Consider the following 14272-nt stretch of genomic DNA (forward strand, 5'->3'; position numbering starts at 1 on the left):
AAATAACAACGATTAGAATTTGTAAAAAGGAATAAGCGATCGCACCTGAATTTTAAAGAGCTTTTGTGTTCTTGAATCAAATGCGTTACATATAAAAGCAGCAGCAGCTTGAGATATTATTGTTGCGATCGCAGCCCCAAGTCCTGCATATTTAGGAATAAGTAATAAATTGAGAATAATGTTTAGTATCGCTCCAAATAAAGTCTTACCTAAAGAAACGTTGTTCAAACCTTCAGCAATAAACCAAGGTGATGTTGCAAGACCCATAAATACAAACAAAGAAGTCCAAATATGAACTGCTAATATTGGTCCTGCTTCTGCATATCCACTTCCAAACATCACCATAATTATCTTGTCAGATAAAAAGGACATAGGAAGAGCAATTGCTAAAGATATACATGTCATTAGACTGAGTAATTGTCCTATTCGCTGATAGTAAAGGCTTTCTGATTTTTCCTTAGCTGCATAAATTGCAGGAGCGACAGAAGAAACAATCGCCCCTGGAATAAAATACCAAATTTCAGAAATACGCACAGCAGCAGAATAAACTCCTACCTCACTATCTCCGATCATTTGACCTAACATCACCTGATCTATTCTCATAAAAATCATGATGGCGAACCCCGAAAAAATTAGAGGTAAACTCTCTTTCAAAAGAGTTTTAGCAGCCGCCATGCTCCAACGCCATAACCATAATGAAGACCCTTTGACTTGGTAAACAATCAGTAAGCCAATTGCACTCATTGCAAATTCTGCTAATGTCACCAAAGCAAAAGCTAGCAATGGTGCTTTTGTTAAAATCAGTGCGATTTTGATGAGAGTATTTAGCAGAAATGCCGTATTTTTAGCGATTACAGTATATTTTGACTGTACCTGTGATTGAAACCACAGTTCAATAGTATCAGATGCCCTAAAAACCCCTGCTATTCCTAAAATTGCAACTAACCATATCTTTAGTGTTTCATGCTCACCTAAGAAAAACATCGTGCCAACTGCCAATAAAACAGAAGCAATTCCACCCAAAAATTTTAGCCAAAAAGTAGTTCCTAAAATTTCCTCTTTGTTTGATGATTGACGAACAAGATGGCGAACTACTACATCATCTAGTCCGAGAGTAAAAATTGGGCTGAATAAGGCAACAAAAGCTAAAGCATAGTTAAATAGACCATACTGTTTTACTCCTAAATAACGTGCTACCCATACTCCTACAACCAAGCTTGCACCCATACGTAGAATGCGATCGGCAAATAACCAACCTGTATTAGCAACAATTGCACGCAGCCCAGAACGAGATTTAAATTTCGATAAGTTTTTAATTTTTAATTTGCTTAACATTATTTTTGTGAATTAATCACATACAAGTATTTATATTTATCAATCTCGCTCATGTAACTTTTTCATTTTCTCAAATACAAAATAAAGTGTATTTATTCAGTAACTCACATTAGTGAGCGCTTATAAGGTTTTTAATTTACCACTAATCAAAATTTTCAAAAAATAGCTAAATAAGAAAATGATACCCTTGATTTTCCAATACAAACTATGCTCAAATAAAAATATTATTTTCAAATAAGTAACAAAATCCTCATATTTTGGGCATGGTATTGTTTGTAACTCCCTGATAGATGTAAAAGCTAAGAGTAATGGGTAGCTAAAATTGTTTTTTTGCAGAATGTAATTAAACAGGGAATTGCGTTTCCAGAATCTTTTGTATTCATAGTTTTTGTCTACATCTAGAAAGCTCTTATTATGATACTGATTATTTTCATGTATTCTATACATCACTAAAGGTTTAGACATATAAAACTTTTTAGCCCCCACCAAAGAAGCTCCCCATACCAAACAGTCATCAGCCCTTACACGCCAATCTTCTAAATTTGGAATAGGTAAAAATTTTCTGACTATTTCTCTACGTATTGATAATGTTGAAGTTATGGAACCAATCCATTCACCATTATATAAAGTTCTAATTACTGAATAACCCAAATCTAAATCAACTGCATCGTCTTGAAATGTGCCTTCTACTGCTCCAAATTTTTTATACGCACAAAATACAAAATCACATTCACTGCGTCTATTGTAAAAGTTTAGAGCGTTTTCTAAATACTCAGGTTCATAAATATCATCGGCATCTAAAAAAAATATAATGTCACCAGTAGCAGCTAACAAACCTTCATTGAAAGATGATAATTGCCCTTGATTTTGTTCTTTCAAGATAGATTTAACATTAGCTGCTTGAGTAAATTTATTGATAATTTCCGCCGAATTATCTGTGGAGGCGTCATCAACAACGATAATTTCATCAAACTTAACTGTCTGATTTAAAGCGCTATCAATTGCTTCAAAGAGAAATGGAGCATAGTTGTAATTATTAATTAAACAAGAAGTTTTGATTTTAGTTTTATCCATTATTCCTACAGTCACAAAATTGGGTTTAGATGGTTGTAATGATGGTAAATTTTACATTTTCTAAGAGAACTTAACGCTCTTTGCGAAATTTAGTTAAACTGCTAGAAGATACTAAATCTTGTTCAATTTGTCGTTTTTTATTGTCATAAAAATAATTATTAGGTTCATTTTTAGTATTTACACCATTGATGACTATCCCTAATACCTTCTGACCTGACTGAGTTAAAAACTCTTTAGCTGCATTTGCACTGTTCAAGTCAACCACTCCAGGACGAACGACTAATAAGATACCGTCAGTCAAAGTGCTTAAAACAGCAGCATCTGCTATTCCTGACAGTGGAGGAGTATCAAAAATTACAAGATCGTAATCTCTCCCAAAGCTACTAATTAATGTCGCCATACGTTGGGAATCTAGCATGGCCACTGGATTTGGAGGCAAAACTCCAGAAGTAAGAACTTCCAAATTAGGCATTACTTCCTGAACAACTGTATCTAAAGGAGCTTGACTTCCTATGATATTACTTAGTCCGCTTGTATTTGTTAGTCCCCAGATATGATGCTGTATGGGATGACGCATATCTGCATCCACCAAGAGCACCCTACGCCCCGCCTGAGCCATAGTCACAGCTAAATTTGCAGATACGTCAGACTTTCCTTCTTTGGCAACGGAACTTGTAATTACAATGCTTTTAAGCGGTTTATCAGAACAGAGAAACTTCAAGTTCACTTGAAGTATTTGATATGCATTACCAACAGGGAAGTAAGGAATATCTCTGCCAATAATTTTGGGAATAGCTCTATCAAGTCCTGGTATAGAAGAATGATCTTTACCATTTCTACCTTGTGTAGGAATCACTCCCAAAACACTGTATCTCAAGACTTCTTTGGCTTCTTTGACGGTCTTCACCGAGCGGTCTATCAAGTCTAAAGTAAAGGCGACAATGATACCTAAGAAAAAACCAACTCCTGCTCCACCAATAATAAACAGCATTTTCCGAGGACCTTCTGCTTTATCAGGGATTAAAGCATAGGAAATGACACGAGCATTAGGAATTTTTTGGTTCTGTGCAATATCAATCTCTTGGCGTTTCTTTAAGAGTGTTTCGTAAGTCGTTTGAGCTGCTTGCAGTTTCCGTTCTAGCTCTCGTTGACTCTGTTCTAATCTGGGCAAATTATTTGCTCGTTTTATATAGGCATTTTGCTGTTCTTTGAGTGTGGCAATTTGTCTCTCTAGACCAACGCGTTCTGCCTGGGCACGAGTAATATCTGCAATTAGGCTTTGCCGCAGTTGTCCAACCTGTAAACTCCCCTGTGTTATCTGCGCTCCACCAGCGACTTGTCCTGTCCGCTCTTTTAGCAAGTTCTTAAGAGCTACGACTTTTTCTTCTAAGTTAGTAATTGTAGGGTGTTCAGGTGAAAAACGGGTACGCTCTATTGCTAGTTTGCTTTCTGTTTCTTGGAGTTCAGCAAGCACTTTCTGGACTCCAGGTGCTTGACTCAATTCAGATTCGATTACACCTTGCCGTGAATCTACCTGAGCTTCACTGCTTAACTGTTCTAGACGACCCTTCACATCATCTAGTTGAGCTAAAGCTTGAGAAATTTGGTTTCCTAACTTAGAAATTGTATCGACTGCTGCGGCTGCTTCTTGGTCTAGGACAACAACTTTATTCGTTTCTTTAAATACCCGCAGTTTTGATTCGGCTCTTCTGACAACTTCCTCAGCTTTAGGTACTTCCGTTACAAGAACCTGTTTGGCTGTTCGCGCTTCATTCTGATTAGCCTTGATATTTAGATCGATATAACTGTCAATAACTTCATTGACGATTTTAGCAGCTAGTTTTGGATCGCCGCCTTTATAAGAAAGTTGTACAACATCAGTGCCTTTAATTCCTTCTATTTTTAGTTGTTTTGCCAAGTCGGGAATCGAGAGCAGTTTGCCTTGACCATCTTTAAGGTTGAGGGAATTAATAGTTTTCTCAATTACTGGATTTGATCCAATAACTCTCACCTGAGTTTCCAGGGGATTGTCGTTCACATTCAAAGCTTCTAGGCGTCCTATGTCATCCGGTAAGCCCGTGAGTGAGGAAGAGCGATTTGTTTTAATCATCAAACTTCCTTCTGCTTTGTATGAAGGTTTTAGCGAAAATGCATACAAGCATCCAAGGCTAACAGATATGGCGAAAATTCCAACTAGAGGTAGCCAACGCCGTTGAAAAACTTCTAAGTATTTCTGAATATTTACTTCTTCAAAATTGGGTAAAGATTCCATCGTCATAATATATGTAAACTTTTATAAAAAAAGACTATTTACTTACAGCAGATTGTTCTCACAATTTTGAATACAGTAACACTGTAGTCTAACTTGTGATATTAATATTTGGGTTGATTGTTAGCTAATACCTTATTGCCGAGGTTCTTCAAGATCTGAAGTTAACTAATAGTTTGGTAAGTCACAATTTTACCTTAGATTGATATTTTACTGACAGCAAAGCCAGGATAACTCATAATTTTATCCCTGATTTAGTTGCTTTCGATTTTTTGGGTTTAATTTTTGTTAACTTAGTTTTATGTTACTACTAACGCAAGTATTGATTAGTAACCTAACAATCACTATCATATTATGTAAGAACACTGAATTTAATAACTTTACAAAAAATTCATACAAAATACTAATATATTCACTCTCGGTTTGCTGATTTTGAAAAGACAAGAGGAGTCAATGACCTCAGGTAAGGAATAGTTCAATTGTGCCAGTCTATAAGCAATGTAAGCACTTCAGAGATAGGCTTTGGACAGTGAAAAGAGATACCTAGAAAGACTAGATGGATATTTACGTAAGCTACTTCAAAACTTTAACTAACAATGAATTATTGCTCTAAATAATAGTCAATGGGAATAATACGGGATTGGCAATCATAAAATTGCATGATTTCAGTATTGAACCTATAAGGACTCACAATCAGTTTAATCTTTACTGCTCCCTCCTGTCTGATCGCTTGCTACCTACGACAAATTTTTGCGCTGACCGACTTAGTACAGGTAATTAAGTCGGAACAAATGATTAGAAGACAAGTAGTAAGACAAAATTAATTTACACAAAATTTAATCTTCAACCCTATCCAGCTTGAATTTAACGTAGCCTAACAAAGGACTATCAAATGACAGCGTAGTTAGAGCAATAAATTAGTTTACATCAGACTAGTACAAGATAGCGGAAATCCAGCTACTATCTCAATTAAGCAGACAAATAGCTCAAGCAAATTGTTCAAGGTAGGCAAACTTCAGTCATATTTTACTAGATTTCATTATATTTTTCATGAAGTTTTGCTATATTTATTATTACCTGTGTTAATCTGAAGTACTCAAGCTAGGCTCCTATTTCTTTGTTTTTGGATCTAGGCAATTGTAATTATTAAACTGACATTAAATGTTGAGAGATTGAATTATGAAATCCTCTTCTATTATCTTAGCCGTTGTGATTAGCGCACTCACTCTCAGTCAGAGAGCCTATGCTAACCAAGAGAATGTTCCTATAACAATAGGCGATCGCGATCGGGTTGGAGTTTTATTGACAGAACCAGCTACGATTAACGCTACATGGAGCAATTTTATCGGACAGACTAATAATCCAAAACAAACTGCTGAATCAATTTCGCTGATGCAGGAGCGAGGATGCCAAAAAATTAACCCGCTTGAGTTCATCAATAACCCAAGCGCTTTTTTTAAGCAATGTCAGGAGCCAACCAAGACTCAAAGTACTGAACCAATTGAGTATCTCAAGGTTCCTAAACTGGATTCTGGTATTCGTGTGACAGTTACTAAATTTTGATATAGGAACTTTTTTAACAATAGATAGCTAATTCTTGGTAGTGTGATTTATCTAGATAATTTACGCTCAAACATTGATGAAATATTTATGCTGGCTGCTTTAGCGATCGCGGGTGTTGCTGTCTTGCCAAGTATCATCCTTGATGTTAGTGTTACCACTGTTAGTACTTTTAGTCCATTAAATTTCTCTAGGAGTAATCAAGTTGACAATACCGCATCCAGTGCAGATGTCTGCGTGCAATTATGACATAAGTGCAATTGTCACAGATATCTGCGTCTTCTCGATCATTCTAAATCCCAGGAAAGAGATATGAGTAAGAATGAATATACAGATGTAGCAGTGCTACGTCTGTGCAAGTGTTCTGGATACCGCATAATTAATTTCACCAGATGCCTAATTACTAAGTATTTGACCAGATTCTTCAATAAAGCTGTTATTTAATAAAGAAGGGGAGCAAGAGAAGTTCTTTCTTTCATGTTTAACGATCGCTCACTATGTAACTGGCTTGATATGCTTAGATTGTATTACAAAAAAATGAGGTTAAAAATGGATATTTTCTATTTAATGAGTTTTTATTTAATAAGATTACATCTATTGATAAGGGGAGCGTGAATACTTCAATAAATGAACTTGTTGGGATATTTTAAGAGTTGCTATTGATAATTTATCTGTTAGATAATGGAATGGTTACTCGATATTTTTTACTTTTTCCAGAAACCGCATTGGATAACTACACTAAATTTAATTGTTAATTGTATTTTAGAATATGCAAAAATCAATGATAAAAGAATGTAATTACTTCAAAGGATATGCTAATGATACTTTAGATAATTGATTTGTGACGGGTGATGATGTTATTATTAAAGCGGGGGTTGATTTTGGGTTTATTATCTCCAACAATTAACTTGTAATGTATCATAGACCAGAATTCATCAGTGTTGCAAATTGATTAGACCTCTTGCATAAAATACAAATTAAGAACCCCACCCCGGCAAAGCGTAGCTTTGTCTCCCCTCCCCGAAAGCGGGAAGGAAATTAATGGATGGGGTGTTAAGTACTTTTGCAAGATATCTATTGATTAGCAGTGTGAAATGGCTGTGGGTCTGAATATCTAGACTTGATACCAATAAATTGATGAGGTTACAGAGGAGCAAATAACCATGAGCAACTTAACATCTTTACATACCGAAGTTCAAAAAACGAAGAAAAAAAGTTTAGCCGCAGATAAAAAGCCTCGAGCTACAGATGATATTGTGCGTAGTTATCTGCAAGAGATCGGGCGTGTAGATTTGTTGACTCGCGAACAAGAGGTTATTTTTGCCCAACAAGTGCAGCAGATGATGAATTTATTAGCTGCTAAGGAAGAATTGGCTGTGAAATTAAACCATGAACCCACACTGCAAGAATGGGCAGATCGGGTGGAGTTAAGTGTGGAGGTGCTAGAGCAACAGCTAAATTTAGGACACCAGGCCAAGCAGAAAATGATTCAGGCTAATCTCCGGTTAGTGGTAGCTGTGGCAAAGAAATACCAGCACCGGAACCTAGAATTTATGGATTTAATTCAAGAAGGTACTTTAGGTTTAGAACGGGGGGTGGATAAATTTGATCCCGCTCTTGGTTACAAGTTTTCAACTTATGCTTACTGGTGGATTCGTCAAGGAATCACACGAGCGATCGCTCAACAAGGACGTACAATTCGTTTACCGATCCACGTCTTTGAGAAACTGAACAAAATTAAACGGGTGCAGCGAGAATTATCTCAACAGTTAGGTCGCGTTCCTACTACTGCTGAAATTGCCACTGCCTTATCTTTGACAGCTAGCCAAGTTCGAGAGTGTTTGTACTTAGCCCGTCAACCCTTCTCTCTAGAGGCGAGAGTTGGCGAACAACAAGATACAGAATTGCAAGACATACTGGAGGATGATGGTCCTTCTCCTGAAGATTATGCCGTTGAAGAATCTCTCCACCAAGACTTACAAGACTTATTGGCAAAGCTGTCGCCCCAGCAGCGAGAAATATTAACCCTGCGCTTTGGTCTAACTGATGGGTATGAACTTTCTTTAGCACAGATTGGCGATCGCATGGGTATTAGTCGAGAACGGGTGCGTCAGATAGAACAAAAAGCTCTCAGTCTCCTCCGACGCCAAAAGGAACAAGTACGTAGTTATCTAGCTAGCTAAAGTTATTTTTTCATAATTTAAGGCATTGAAACTCAGGAAGTCACCATAATGGCTGTATAAAATTAAGTCATTCTGGGGGAAAATAAACCTAAATAATCTCTCTTAAAGATTTGATATGAGTACACCAAAGACAGTGCAAAAATTGCAGGTGCAATGGGTGACTTCTGAAAACTTTCGGCGTTATGGACAGGCGATCTTTGCAAGTCTTGATGGCAAAACTTACGATGGGGAAGATGCCCAGTTAAACCTGCAAAATGGGATTCCACGATTTTATATTATGCGGTTGGAGAATATAGGGCGAAAGTTCCACAAAATTACTCGCCATGTGCAATGCACTCAATGTCTGGGTTCTTTGGAAGGGAAGGATTGGTTAATTGCAGTTTGTCCTCCTTATAATGATGTGAATGAACCAGAATTAGAAGAGATTGCTGCTTTCCGCATTCCGGGGAATTGTTTTATCAAGCTACATGAAGGTACTTGGCACGCTGGTCCCCATTTTGACCATGAAGCTGTGGATTTTTATAATTTGGAACTAGCTGATACAAATAGGGTGGATCATTTCACCCATGATTTTCTCAATAGTCATCAATTAGAGTTTGAGATGGTTTAGGTAAGATTAGGTTTAATTATAGATATAGACAAGCCATTTTCCTGAACCAGTTCAACCATTTGAATCTACTTTCCACAAAAGGAAAAATTAGTTCAAGTATTACGTCAGTTTGGTTATGATGTATGAATGTGTAATGTTAGCCTAGAAATTGTATCCCAGCACAATGGTTGCGTAGAAGCTTCCACTGCCTTTGAAATTTTTCTTAAACATTCATTTTATGTCTTCTTCCAATTCTCAATCTTCTGACAAAAGCTTTGTCTACCGCGAATTTGGCAATGACAACTCCGCCGCCACAGAAAGACCAATTCCAGAACTACCCCCACAACAACAAAATCTGAAAGTACAAGCTTCTCGCAAAGGACGCAAAGGCAAAACCGTCACAGTCGTTAGCGGTTTTCAAGCCAAACCGGAAACCTTAGCAGATTTAGTGAAGCAGTTGAAAACCCAGTGTGGCACAGGTGGAACACTTAAAGACAACGAAATTGAAATTCAGGGCGAACACAAACAGAAAATTGTCGAGATTTTGACCAAACTAGGTTACAAAGCCAAAATTAGCGGTGGCTAATCTTGAGTGCGGTTTACCGTATCTTAACCGCGATCTAGATTAAGAGAGGAAATGTTATCTTTGAGAGGTACAAATATGCTTGAACAGTGGTAAATTAGTTTGCCAACAAGCTGTCCTTTCTGAGATTAATAGGAGGTTTAAATGGATTTAGTTCGGATTCTGTGTGCCATTTTCGTACCGCCTTTGGGAGTTTTTTTACAAGTAGGTTTTGGTGTAGACTTTTGGATTAATATACTTTTGACGCTGTTTGGTTACATTCCTGGAATTATTCATGCAGTGTGGATAATTACTAAGAAATAATTAATTTTTTGTATTAATTAGTTTGGACGTATCAATTTCGGCGTTACTAATTCTGAGAGAGACAATTCATGAATTGCCTCTCTTAAAAAAGTTAGGAAATTCACTGTTTTGTATTTGTAACTTTATAGCGGTTCTCAGTTGAGTGAGGTAAAAGAGCCCCACCCCCAACCCCCTCCCCGCAAGCGAGGAGGGGACTATGATCTACCTCATGTGATTAGTAAACGCTATAATTAAACAAAAATATTTAATAAACCTATTTTATTTTTGAATAATACATAGACATTGCCCAATAAAATCCGATATCTAAATAAAAGTTTTAAAAACAGTATTTATCACGTTTTGAAGTAAACACCGAATTACTTCTCATTTTTTAACATGGCGTATAGTCTAAACTCTAGAAGCAAGGGGCAGATGTGTAATTGCCATTGCACAGTTGAGACGTTCAAATCTTTGATTAACCCAGTGCTTATATCTAGTACCCAGCCGTGAATCATAGGTGCTTTTCGCTCATGAAGTACTTGACGCATGATGGAAGTTTGGTAAAGATTTTTCACTTGCGCCACAACATTGATTTCCGCCAAGCGATTCAGACGTTCTTCTCTTGTTGGCAAGGCATCAATTTCTTCTTGTTTCTCTAAATACAGTTCCCGAATTGGATTGACCCAGTTATCAAGAATTCCGATAGTTCTCCCTTCTAAAGCTGCCTTGATTCCTCCGCAATCGTAGTGACCACAAACGATAATGTGTTCCACTTTCAAGTGTAAAACTGCGTATTCTAAAACGGCTAAAAAGTTTATATCCGTTAGAGAAACTTGATTGGCAATATTACGATGTACAAATAGTTCTCCTGGTTCTGTACGGGTAAATTTTGTTAATGCCAGACGACTATCAGAACAGCCAATGTATAGAAAAGGTGGTGTTTGTCCACTAGATAATTCTTGAAAGTAAGTTGGATTTAAAGCTAGCTTTTCGGCAACCCAAGCCTGATTATTTCTGAGGAGTTCATCAATGCTGTTATATTTCATCTTTCGTCAAATTCGAGAGAGAATCTCATCAATATTTTATTTTAACTGATCTACAGTTTTGTCTAAATCAAGATGAACTTTCCCAAAACTAAAATCTTATAAAGATGACAAAATTTTTCAATCGGGGGCAACAACTTTGTTATCGTTATGATGGTTGATTGACCAACGGTGATCGATAGTTACAGAGGAAAACTCGCAAATTTCTTCTAGTCGCTTTTGCTGTACAGCAGCTTTACGGAGAGTAATAATTAGCTGATTCACCTGATGCCGTAAATCTGGGTTATCATTGACCGCTAACATAGTTTGTCTTTCTAAGAGTTGAAGTATAAGTTCGTAGTGAATAGGCGAAGGTAGAGGAATTTGCTCCATGAAGTTAAATTTTGATTTCATATTTGGGATTTTGTATTAGTCACAGTTTGTTTCTTATTAATAAATTGTTACATAATAAATAACTAGTTGCTTATGGCTTTGATTTGATTAGCAATGAAGATTTGGCAAAGATATTAATGATATTTGATAGCAAAGTGCTGCGTGTATACGCATAGTGTGCCCAATTGCTCAACTATTATGTGCAGCCCTGCGCTTTTTAGAGCATCTGGGGGTGTTTCTTTCAAAAATTCCTCGGTAATATATGAGCGATCGCAGCGCCGGGATCTGGTTGTTTTACCAAAGATTCTCCAATGAGTACAGCAGATGTACCTGCTTTCAGCACTAAACTCAAATCTTCTGGGTTGTGTAGTCCTGACTCGCTGACAACAAGGATATTTTTCTCTTGCAATTGTCTACCCCTTGCAGCCAAAAGTTGGCAAGTAGTTTGCAGATCAACAGAGAAATCTTCCAAATTGCGATTATTGATTCCTACTAAGGAGACACCATCTAAAGCTAACACACGGTCAAGTTCTGCCAAACTATGGACTTCAACCAAGGTTGCCATTTTCAGGTTGTTAGCAATTTTGAGGAAGTATTTCAAATCTTGATCGCTCAAAATAGCCGCAATCAACAAAATAGCATCTGCACCCTGAACCCGCGCCAAGTATATCTGATAAGCATAAATGACAAACTCTTTACACAGTAGGGGCAAATCTACGGCAGCCCGAACCTTGGCTAAGTTTTCAAAACTACCTTGAAAAAACTTGACATCTGTCAGCACAGAAAGACAACTAGCGCCACCTTGCTGATAAGACAGGGCGATCGCTACTGGGTCAAAATCTGCTCGTAAAACACCTTTGCTAGGCGAAGCTTTTTTAACTTCGGCAATCAATGCTGGCTTAGTCTTACCTTGGCGCAAGGCAGCGACAAAATCACGGGTTGGCGGCGCAGTCACTACCTGTTTCAGCAATTGTTGCAAAGGAACTTTTTCCCGCATTTGGTCATATTCTACTTCTTTCTGCCAGACAATTTCTTCCAAGATGTGGTTTGGCGCTGCATCAGGTACGACAGCCTGATAACGCAATATCGATACATCAATAGGTGGGTTAGGTGAACGGCGACGGATTTGCATAATTAGTACTGAGTTAGGAGTTAGGAGTTAGGAGTTAGGAGTAGAGACGCGATTAATCGCGTCTGTACAGGAGTTAGAGATTATTAATTCCTCACTCCTAACTTTTCACTTCTAACTTTTAGATGGCTCGTTTGTAAGCTTCGTCCAGGACTTCCGAAAGTGTCGGGTGGGCGTGAACTAGATGTGCAAGATTGTGGACAGATTGACGGTTGGCGATCGCTGCTGACGCTTCATGAATTAAGTCTGAGGCGTGTAGTCCGAAAATGTGGACTCCTAAGACTTCTCCGGTGTCTTTGCGATATATCACCTTGGCAATACCGTCGGCTTCATTTTCTGCCAACGCTTTGGAATTTCCTTTGAAGTAACTCCTGCTTGTGGCGATTTCAAACCCTTCGGCTTGTCCCAACTCCTTAGCTGCTGTTTCAGTTAAGCCTACATAGCTGACTTCTGGGTGGGTAAACGCCGCTGCTGGGATGCTGCGATAGTCTACTATTCTTTCCCTCCCAACTATATTTTCTACCGCAATGATGCCTTGAGCAGAAGCCGCATGTGCTAACATCATTTTCCCATTAGCGTCGCCAATTGCCCACAAATGCGGCACGACTTCACCCGCCGATAGCACTGCCATGCGATCGTCTACTGGAATAAAATTCCGCCGATCGACTTCCACACCCACAGACTCTAAACCAAGATTTTTGGTCGCTGGGATGCGTCCCGTAGCCACCAAGCAAGCATCTACCTCGATGACATCTACATCTTCCTTGGTTTTGAAATCTGCTAACTCAATTACCACGGGTGAACCTGGGATAACTTTTTTGGCGTATATCCCCACTTTCGTTTCAATATCGCGGGGAGTAATTAGCACCCGTTCGGCAAGTTTGGCAATATCGCGGTCAAATCCTGGCATTAACTGATCTAGGGCTTCAATCAAGGTGATTTCACAACCCAAAGCTGAGTAAATATCAGAAAATTCTAAACCGATGTAACCACTACCAATAATTGCCACCCAGTCTGGTAAAGACTCTAATTTGACACCTTGATCGCTGGTAAAGACAGTTTTGCCGTCTACTTCAATCCCTGGAGGTACAAAAGGAATTGAACCGGGCGAAAGGATAATGTCTTTAGCTGTGATGGTTTTTTCACCACCGTCTCCGACGATCGAGACTTTTTGCGCCCCAGCGATTTTTCCCCAACCTCTGATGATATCGACTTTTAGACGTTTGAGGCTGTTGGTTAAGTCGCCTTGAATTTTCGAGACGAGATCGTTAGCATGATTAGCGATCGCTTGGCGATCGAATTCCACGCTGCCAATTTGAATTCCCAGTGACTTGAGGTGGTGGGCATTGCGTAACTCCCGCACACGTCCAGATGCTGCCAGCAGCGCTTTAGAAGGAATACAGCCCCGATTAACACAGGTTCCTCCCATATCAGCAGCTTCAATAATTGCTGTTTTCAAACCACAACTTACGGCGTGTAAGGCTGCGCCATGTCCGCCTACACCAGCGCCGATAATTACTAAATCGTAATCATATCCTTGACTCACGTTAGTTTCCCCGTGTGCTTCGCCTATTTATTCTCAACTTGACCGACAATCAGCGCAACCCTTTTAACAGTTATCAGTTTTATCAGGAGAGGCAGAGGGCAGGAGGCAGGAGGCAGGAGGCAGGAGGGAATACTGTCTCCTGCACTGAAGCCCGTGACCGTACCGAACTTGGGTCTAAAACCCCGCCGTCTACACGTCGCTTACAATTGGGCGGGGTCTGAATCCCCGTCTAATTGTTCCTCCTGCCCTCTGCCTTCTGCCTCCTGCCTTTTTCAACGCTGAACTCTAAATCCCTTACCTTAGATTA

General features: G+C 38.7%; 13 protein-coding genes. 6 read left to right on the top strand and 7 right to left on the bottom strand.

Annotation, left to right across the window (positions count from 1 at the left end; all coding sequences use genetic code 11):
* Window positions 1-12: 12 nt before the first annotated feature.
* From CDG76_RS15095 to CDG76_RS15105, 3 genes are all read right to left on the bottom strand, one after another.
* On the bottom strand, window positions 13-1335 hold the full coding sequence (locus CDG76_RS15095) for a flippase (RefSeq protein ID WP_094349798.1): 1323 nt from the start codon (window positions 1333-1335) through the stop codon (window positions 13-15).
* Between the two features lie 120 nt (window positions 1336-1455).
* Complete coding sequence (locus tag CDG76_RS15100) at window positions 1456-2409, bottom strand: glycosyltransferase family 2 protein (protein WP_094349799.1); 954 nt, start codon at window positions 2407-2409, stop codon at window positions 1456-1458.
* Window positions 2410-2479: 70 nt separating this feature from the next.
* Window positions 2480-4687, bottom strand: a complete 2208-nt coding sequence (locus CDG76_RS15105; protein WP_094349800.1) for a GumC family protein — start codon at window positions 4685-4687, stop codon at window positions 2480-2482.
* Between the two features lie 1170 nt (window positions 4688-5857).
* Here CDG76_RS15105 and CDG76_RS15110 point away from each other — a divergent pair.
* The 6 genes from CDG76_RS15110 (at window position 5858) to CDG76_RS15135 (ending at window position 9896) form a co-directional block, all read left to right on the top strand.
* On the top strand, window positions 5858-6241 hold the full coding sequence (locus CDG76_RS15110) for a hypothetical protein (RefSeq protein ID WP_094349801.1): 384 nt from the start codon (window positions 5858-5860) through the stop codon (window positions 6239-6241).
* An 87-nt stretch (window positions 6242-6328) separates the two neighbouring features.
* Window positions 6329-6487 carry a hypothetical protein gene (locus tag CDG76_RS37330; RefSeq protein ID WP_223265243.1) on the top strand — a complete coding sequence of 53 codons (159 nt, stop codon included), beginning with the start codon at window positions 6329-6331 and terminating at the stop codon, window positions 6485-6487.
* A gap of 914 nt (window positions 6488-7401) precedes the next feature.
* Window positions 7402-8421: an RpoD/SigA family RNA polymerase sigma factor gene (locus tag CDG76_RS15120; RefSeq protein ID WP_223265244.1), complete on the top strand. Its 1020-nt coding sequence runs from the start codon at window positions 7402-7404 to the stop codon at window positions 8419-8421.
* A 115-nt stretch (window positions 8422-8536) separates the two neighbouring features.
* The gene (locus CDG76_RS15125; RefSeq protein ID WP_094349803.1) at window positions 8537-9031 is read left to right on the top strand and encodes an ureidoglycolate lyase; all 495 of its coding nucleotides are present in this window, start codon (window positions 8537-8539) and stop codon (window positions 9029-9031) included.
* A 217-nt stretch (window positions 9032-9248) separates the two neighbouring features.
* A complete protein-coding gene (locus tag CDG76_RS15130; protein ID WP_094349804.1) occupies window positions 9249-9596 on the top strand; it encodes a translation initiation factor in 348 nt (115 codons plus the stop codon).
* Between the two features lie 141 nt (window positions 9597-9737).
* Window positions 9738-9896, top strand: a complete 159-nt coding sequence (locus tag CDG76_RS15135) for a YqaE/Pmp3 family membrane protein (protein WP_094349805.1) — start codon at window positions 9738-9740, stop codon at window positions 9894-9896.
* Between the two features lie 356 nt (window positions 9897-10252).
* Here the strand turns inward: CDG76_RS15135 and CDG76_RS15140 are convergent, their stop codons facing one another.
* The 4 genes from CDG76_RS15140 to lpdA all read right to left on the bottom strand — a co-directional run bounded on the left by CDG76_RS15140 (window position 10253) and on the right by lpdA (window position 13965).
* Complete coding sequence (locus tag CDG76_RS15140; RefSeq protein WP_094349806.1) at window positions 10253-10921, bottom strand: carbonic anhydrase; 669 nt, start codon at window positions 10919-10921, stop codon at window positions 10253-10255.
* Window positions 10922-11038: 117 nt separating this feature from the next.
* A complete protein-coding gene (locus CDG76_RS15145; RefSeq protein WP_094349807.1) occupies window positions 11039-11290 on the bottom strand; it encodes a DUF5340 domain-containing protein in 252 nt (83 codons plus the stop codon).
* A gap of 241 nt (window positions 11291-11531) precedes the next feature.
* Complete coding sequence (gene trpC, locus CDG76_RS15150) at window positions 11532-12422, bottom strand: indole-3-glycerol phosphate synthase TrpC (RefSeq protein WP_094349808.1); 891 nt, start codon at window positions 12420-12422, stop codon at window positions 11532-11534.
* Between the two features lie 118 nt (window positions 12423-12540).
* The gene (gene lpdA / locus CDG76_RS15155) at window positions 12541-13965 is read right to left on the bottom strand and encodes a dihydrolipoyl dehydrogenase (protein ID WP_094349809.1); all 1425 of its coding nucleotides are present in this window, start codon (window positions 13963-13965) and stop codon (window positions 12541-12543) included.
* Window positions 13966-14272: the final 307 nt, after the last annotated feature.

The sequence above is a fragment of the Nostoc sp. 'Peltigera membranacea cyanobiont' 210A genome (genome assembly GCF_002246015.1).
Classification (GTDB): Bacteria; Cyanobacteriota; Cyanobacteriia; order Cyanobacteriales; family Nostocaceae; genus Nostoc.

Coding starts and splice junctions, on each gene's coding strand:
- CDG76_RS15095 (WP_094349798.1), bottom strand. CDS start 1,335: ATGTTAAGCAAATTAAAAATTAAAAACTTATCGAAATTTAAATCTCGT.
- CDG76_RS15100 (WP_094349799.1), bottom strand. CDS start 2,409: ATGGATAAAACTAAAATCAAAACTTCTTGTTTAATTAATAATTACAAC.
- CDG76_RS15105 (WP_094349800.1), bottom strand. CDS start 4,687: ATGACGATGGAATCTTTACCCAATTTTGAAGAAGTAAATATTCAGAAA.
- CDG76_RS15110 (WP_094349801.1), top strand. CDS start 5,858: ATGAAATCCTCTTCTATTATCTTAGCCGTTGTGATTAGCGCACTCACT.
- CDG76_RS37330 (WP_223265243.1), top strand. CDS start 6,329: ATGCTGGCTGCTTTAGCGATCGCGGGTGTTGCTGTCTTGCCAAGTATC.
- CDG76_RS15120 (WP_223265244.1), top strand. CDS start 7,402: ATGAGCAACTTAACATCTTTACATACCGAAGTTCAAAAAACGAAGAAA.
- CDG76_RS15125 (WP_094349803.1), top strand. CDS start 8,537: ATGAGTACACCAAAGACAGTGCAAAAATTGCAGGTGCAATGGGTGACT.
- CDG76_RS15130 (WP_094349804.1), top strand. CDS start 9,249: ATGTCTTCTTCCAATTCTCAATCTTCTGACAAAAGCTTTGTCTACCGC.
- CDG76_RS15135 (WP_094349805.1), top strand. CDS start 9,738: ATGGATTTAGTTCGGATTCTGTGTGCCATTTTCGTACCGCCTTTGGGA.
- CDG76_RS15140 (WP_094349806.1), bottom strand. CDS start 10,921: ATGAAATATAACAGCATTGATGAACTCCTCAGAAATAATCAGGCTTGG.
- CDG76_RS15145 (WP_094349807.1), bottom strand. CDS start 11,290: ATGGAGCAAATTCCTCTACCTTCGCCTATTCACTACGAACTTATACTT.
- trpC (WP_094349808.1), bottom strand. CDS start 12,422: ATGCAAATCCGTCGCCGTTCACCTAACCCACCTATTGATGTATCGATA.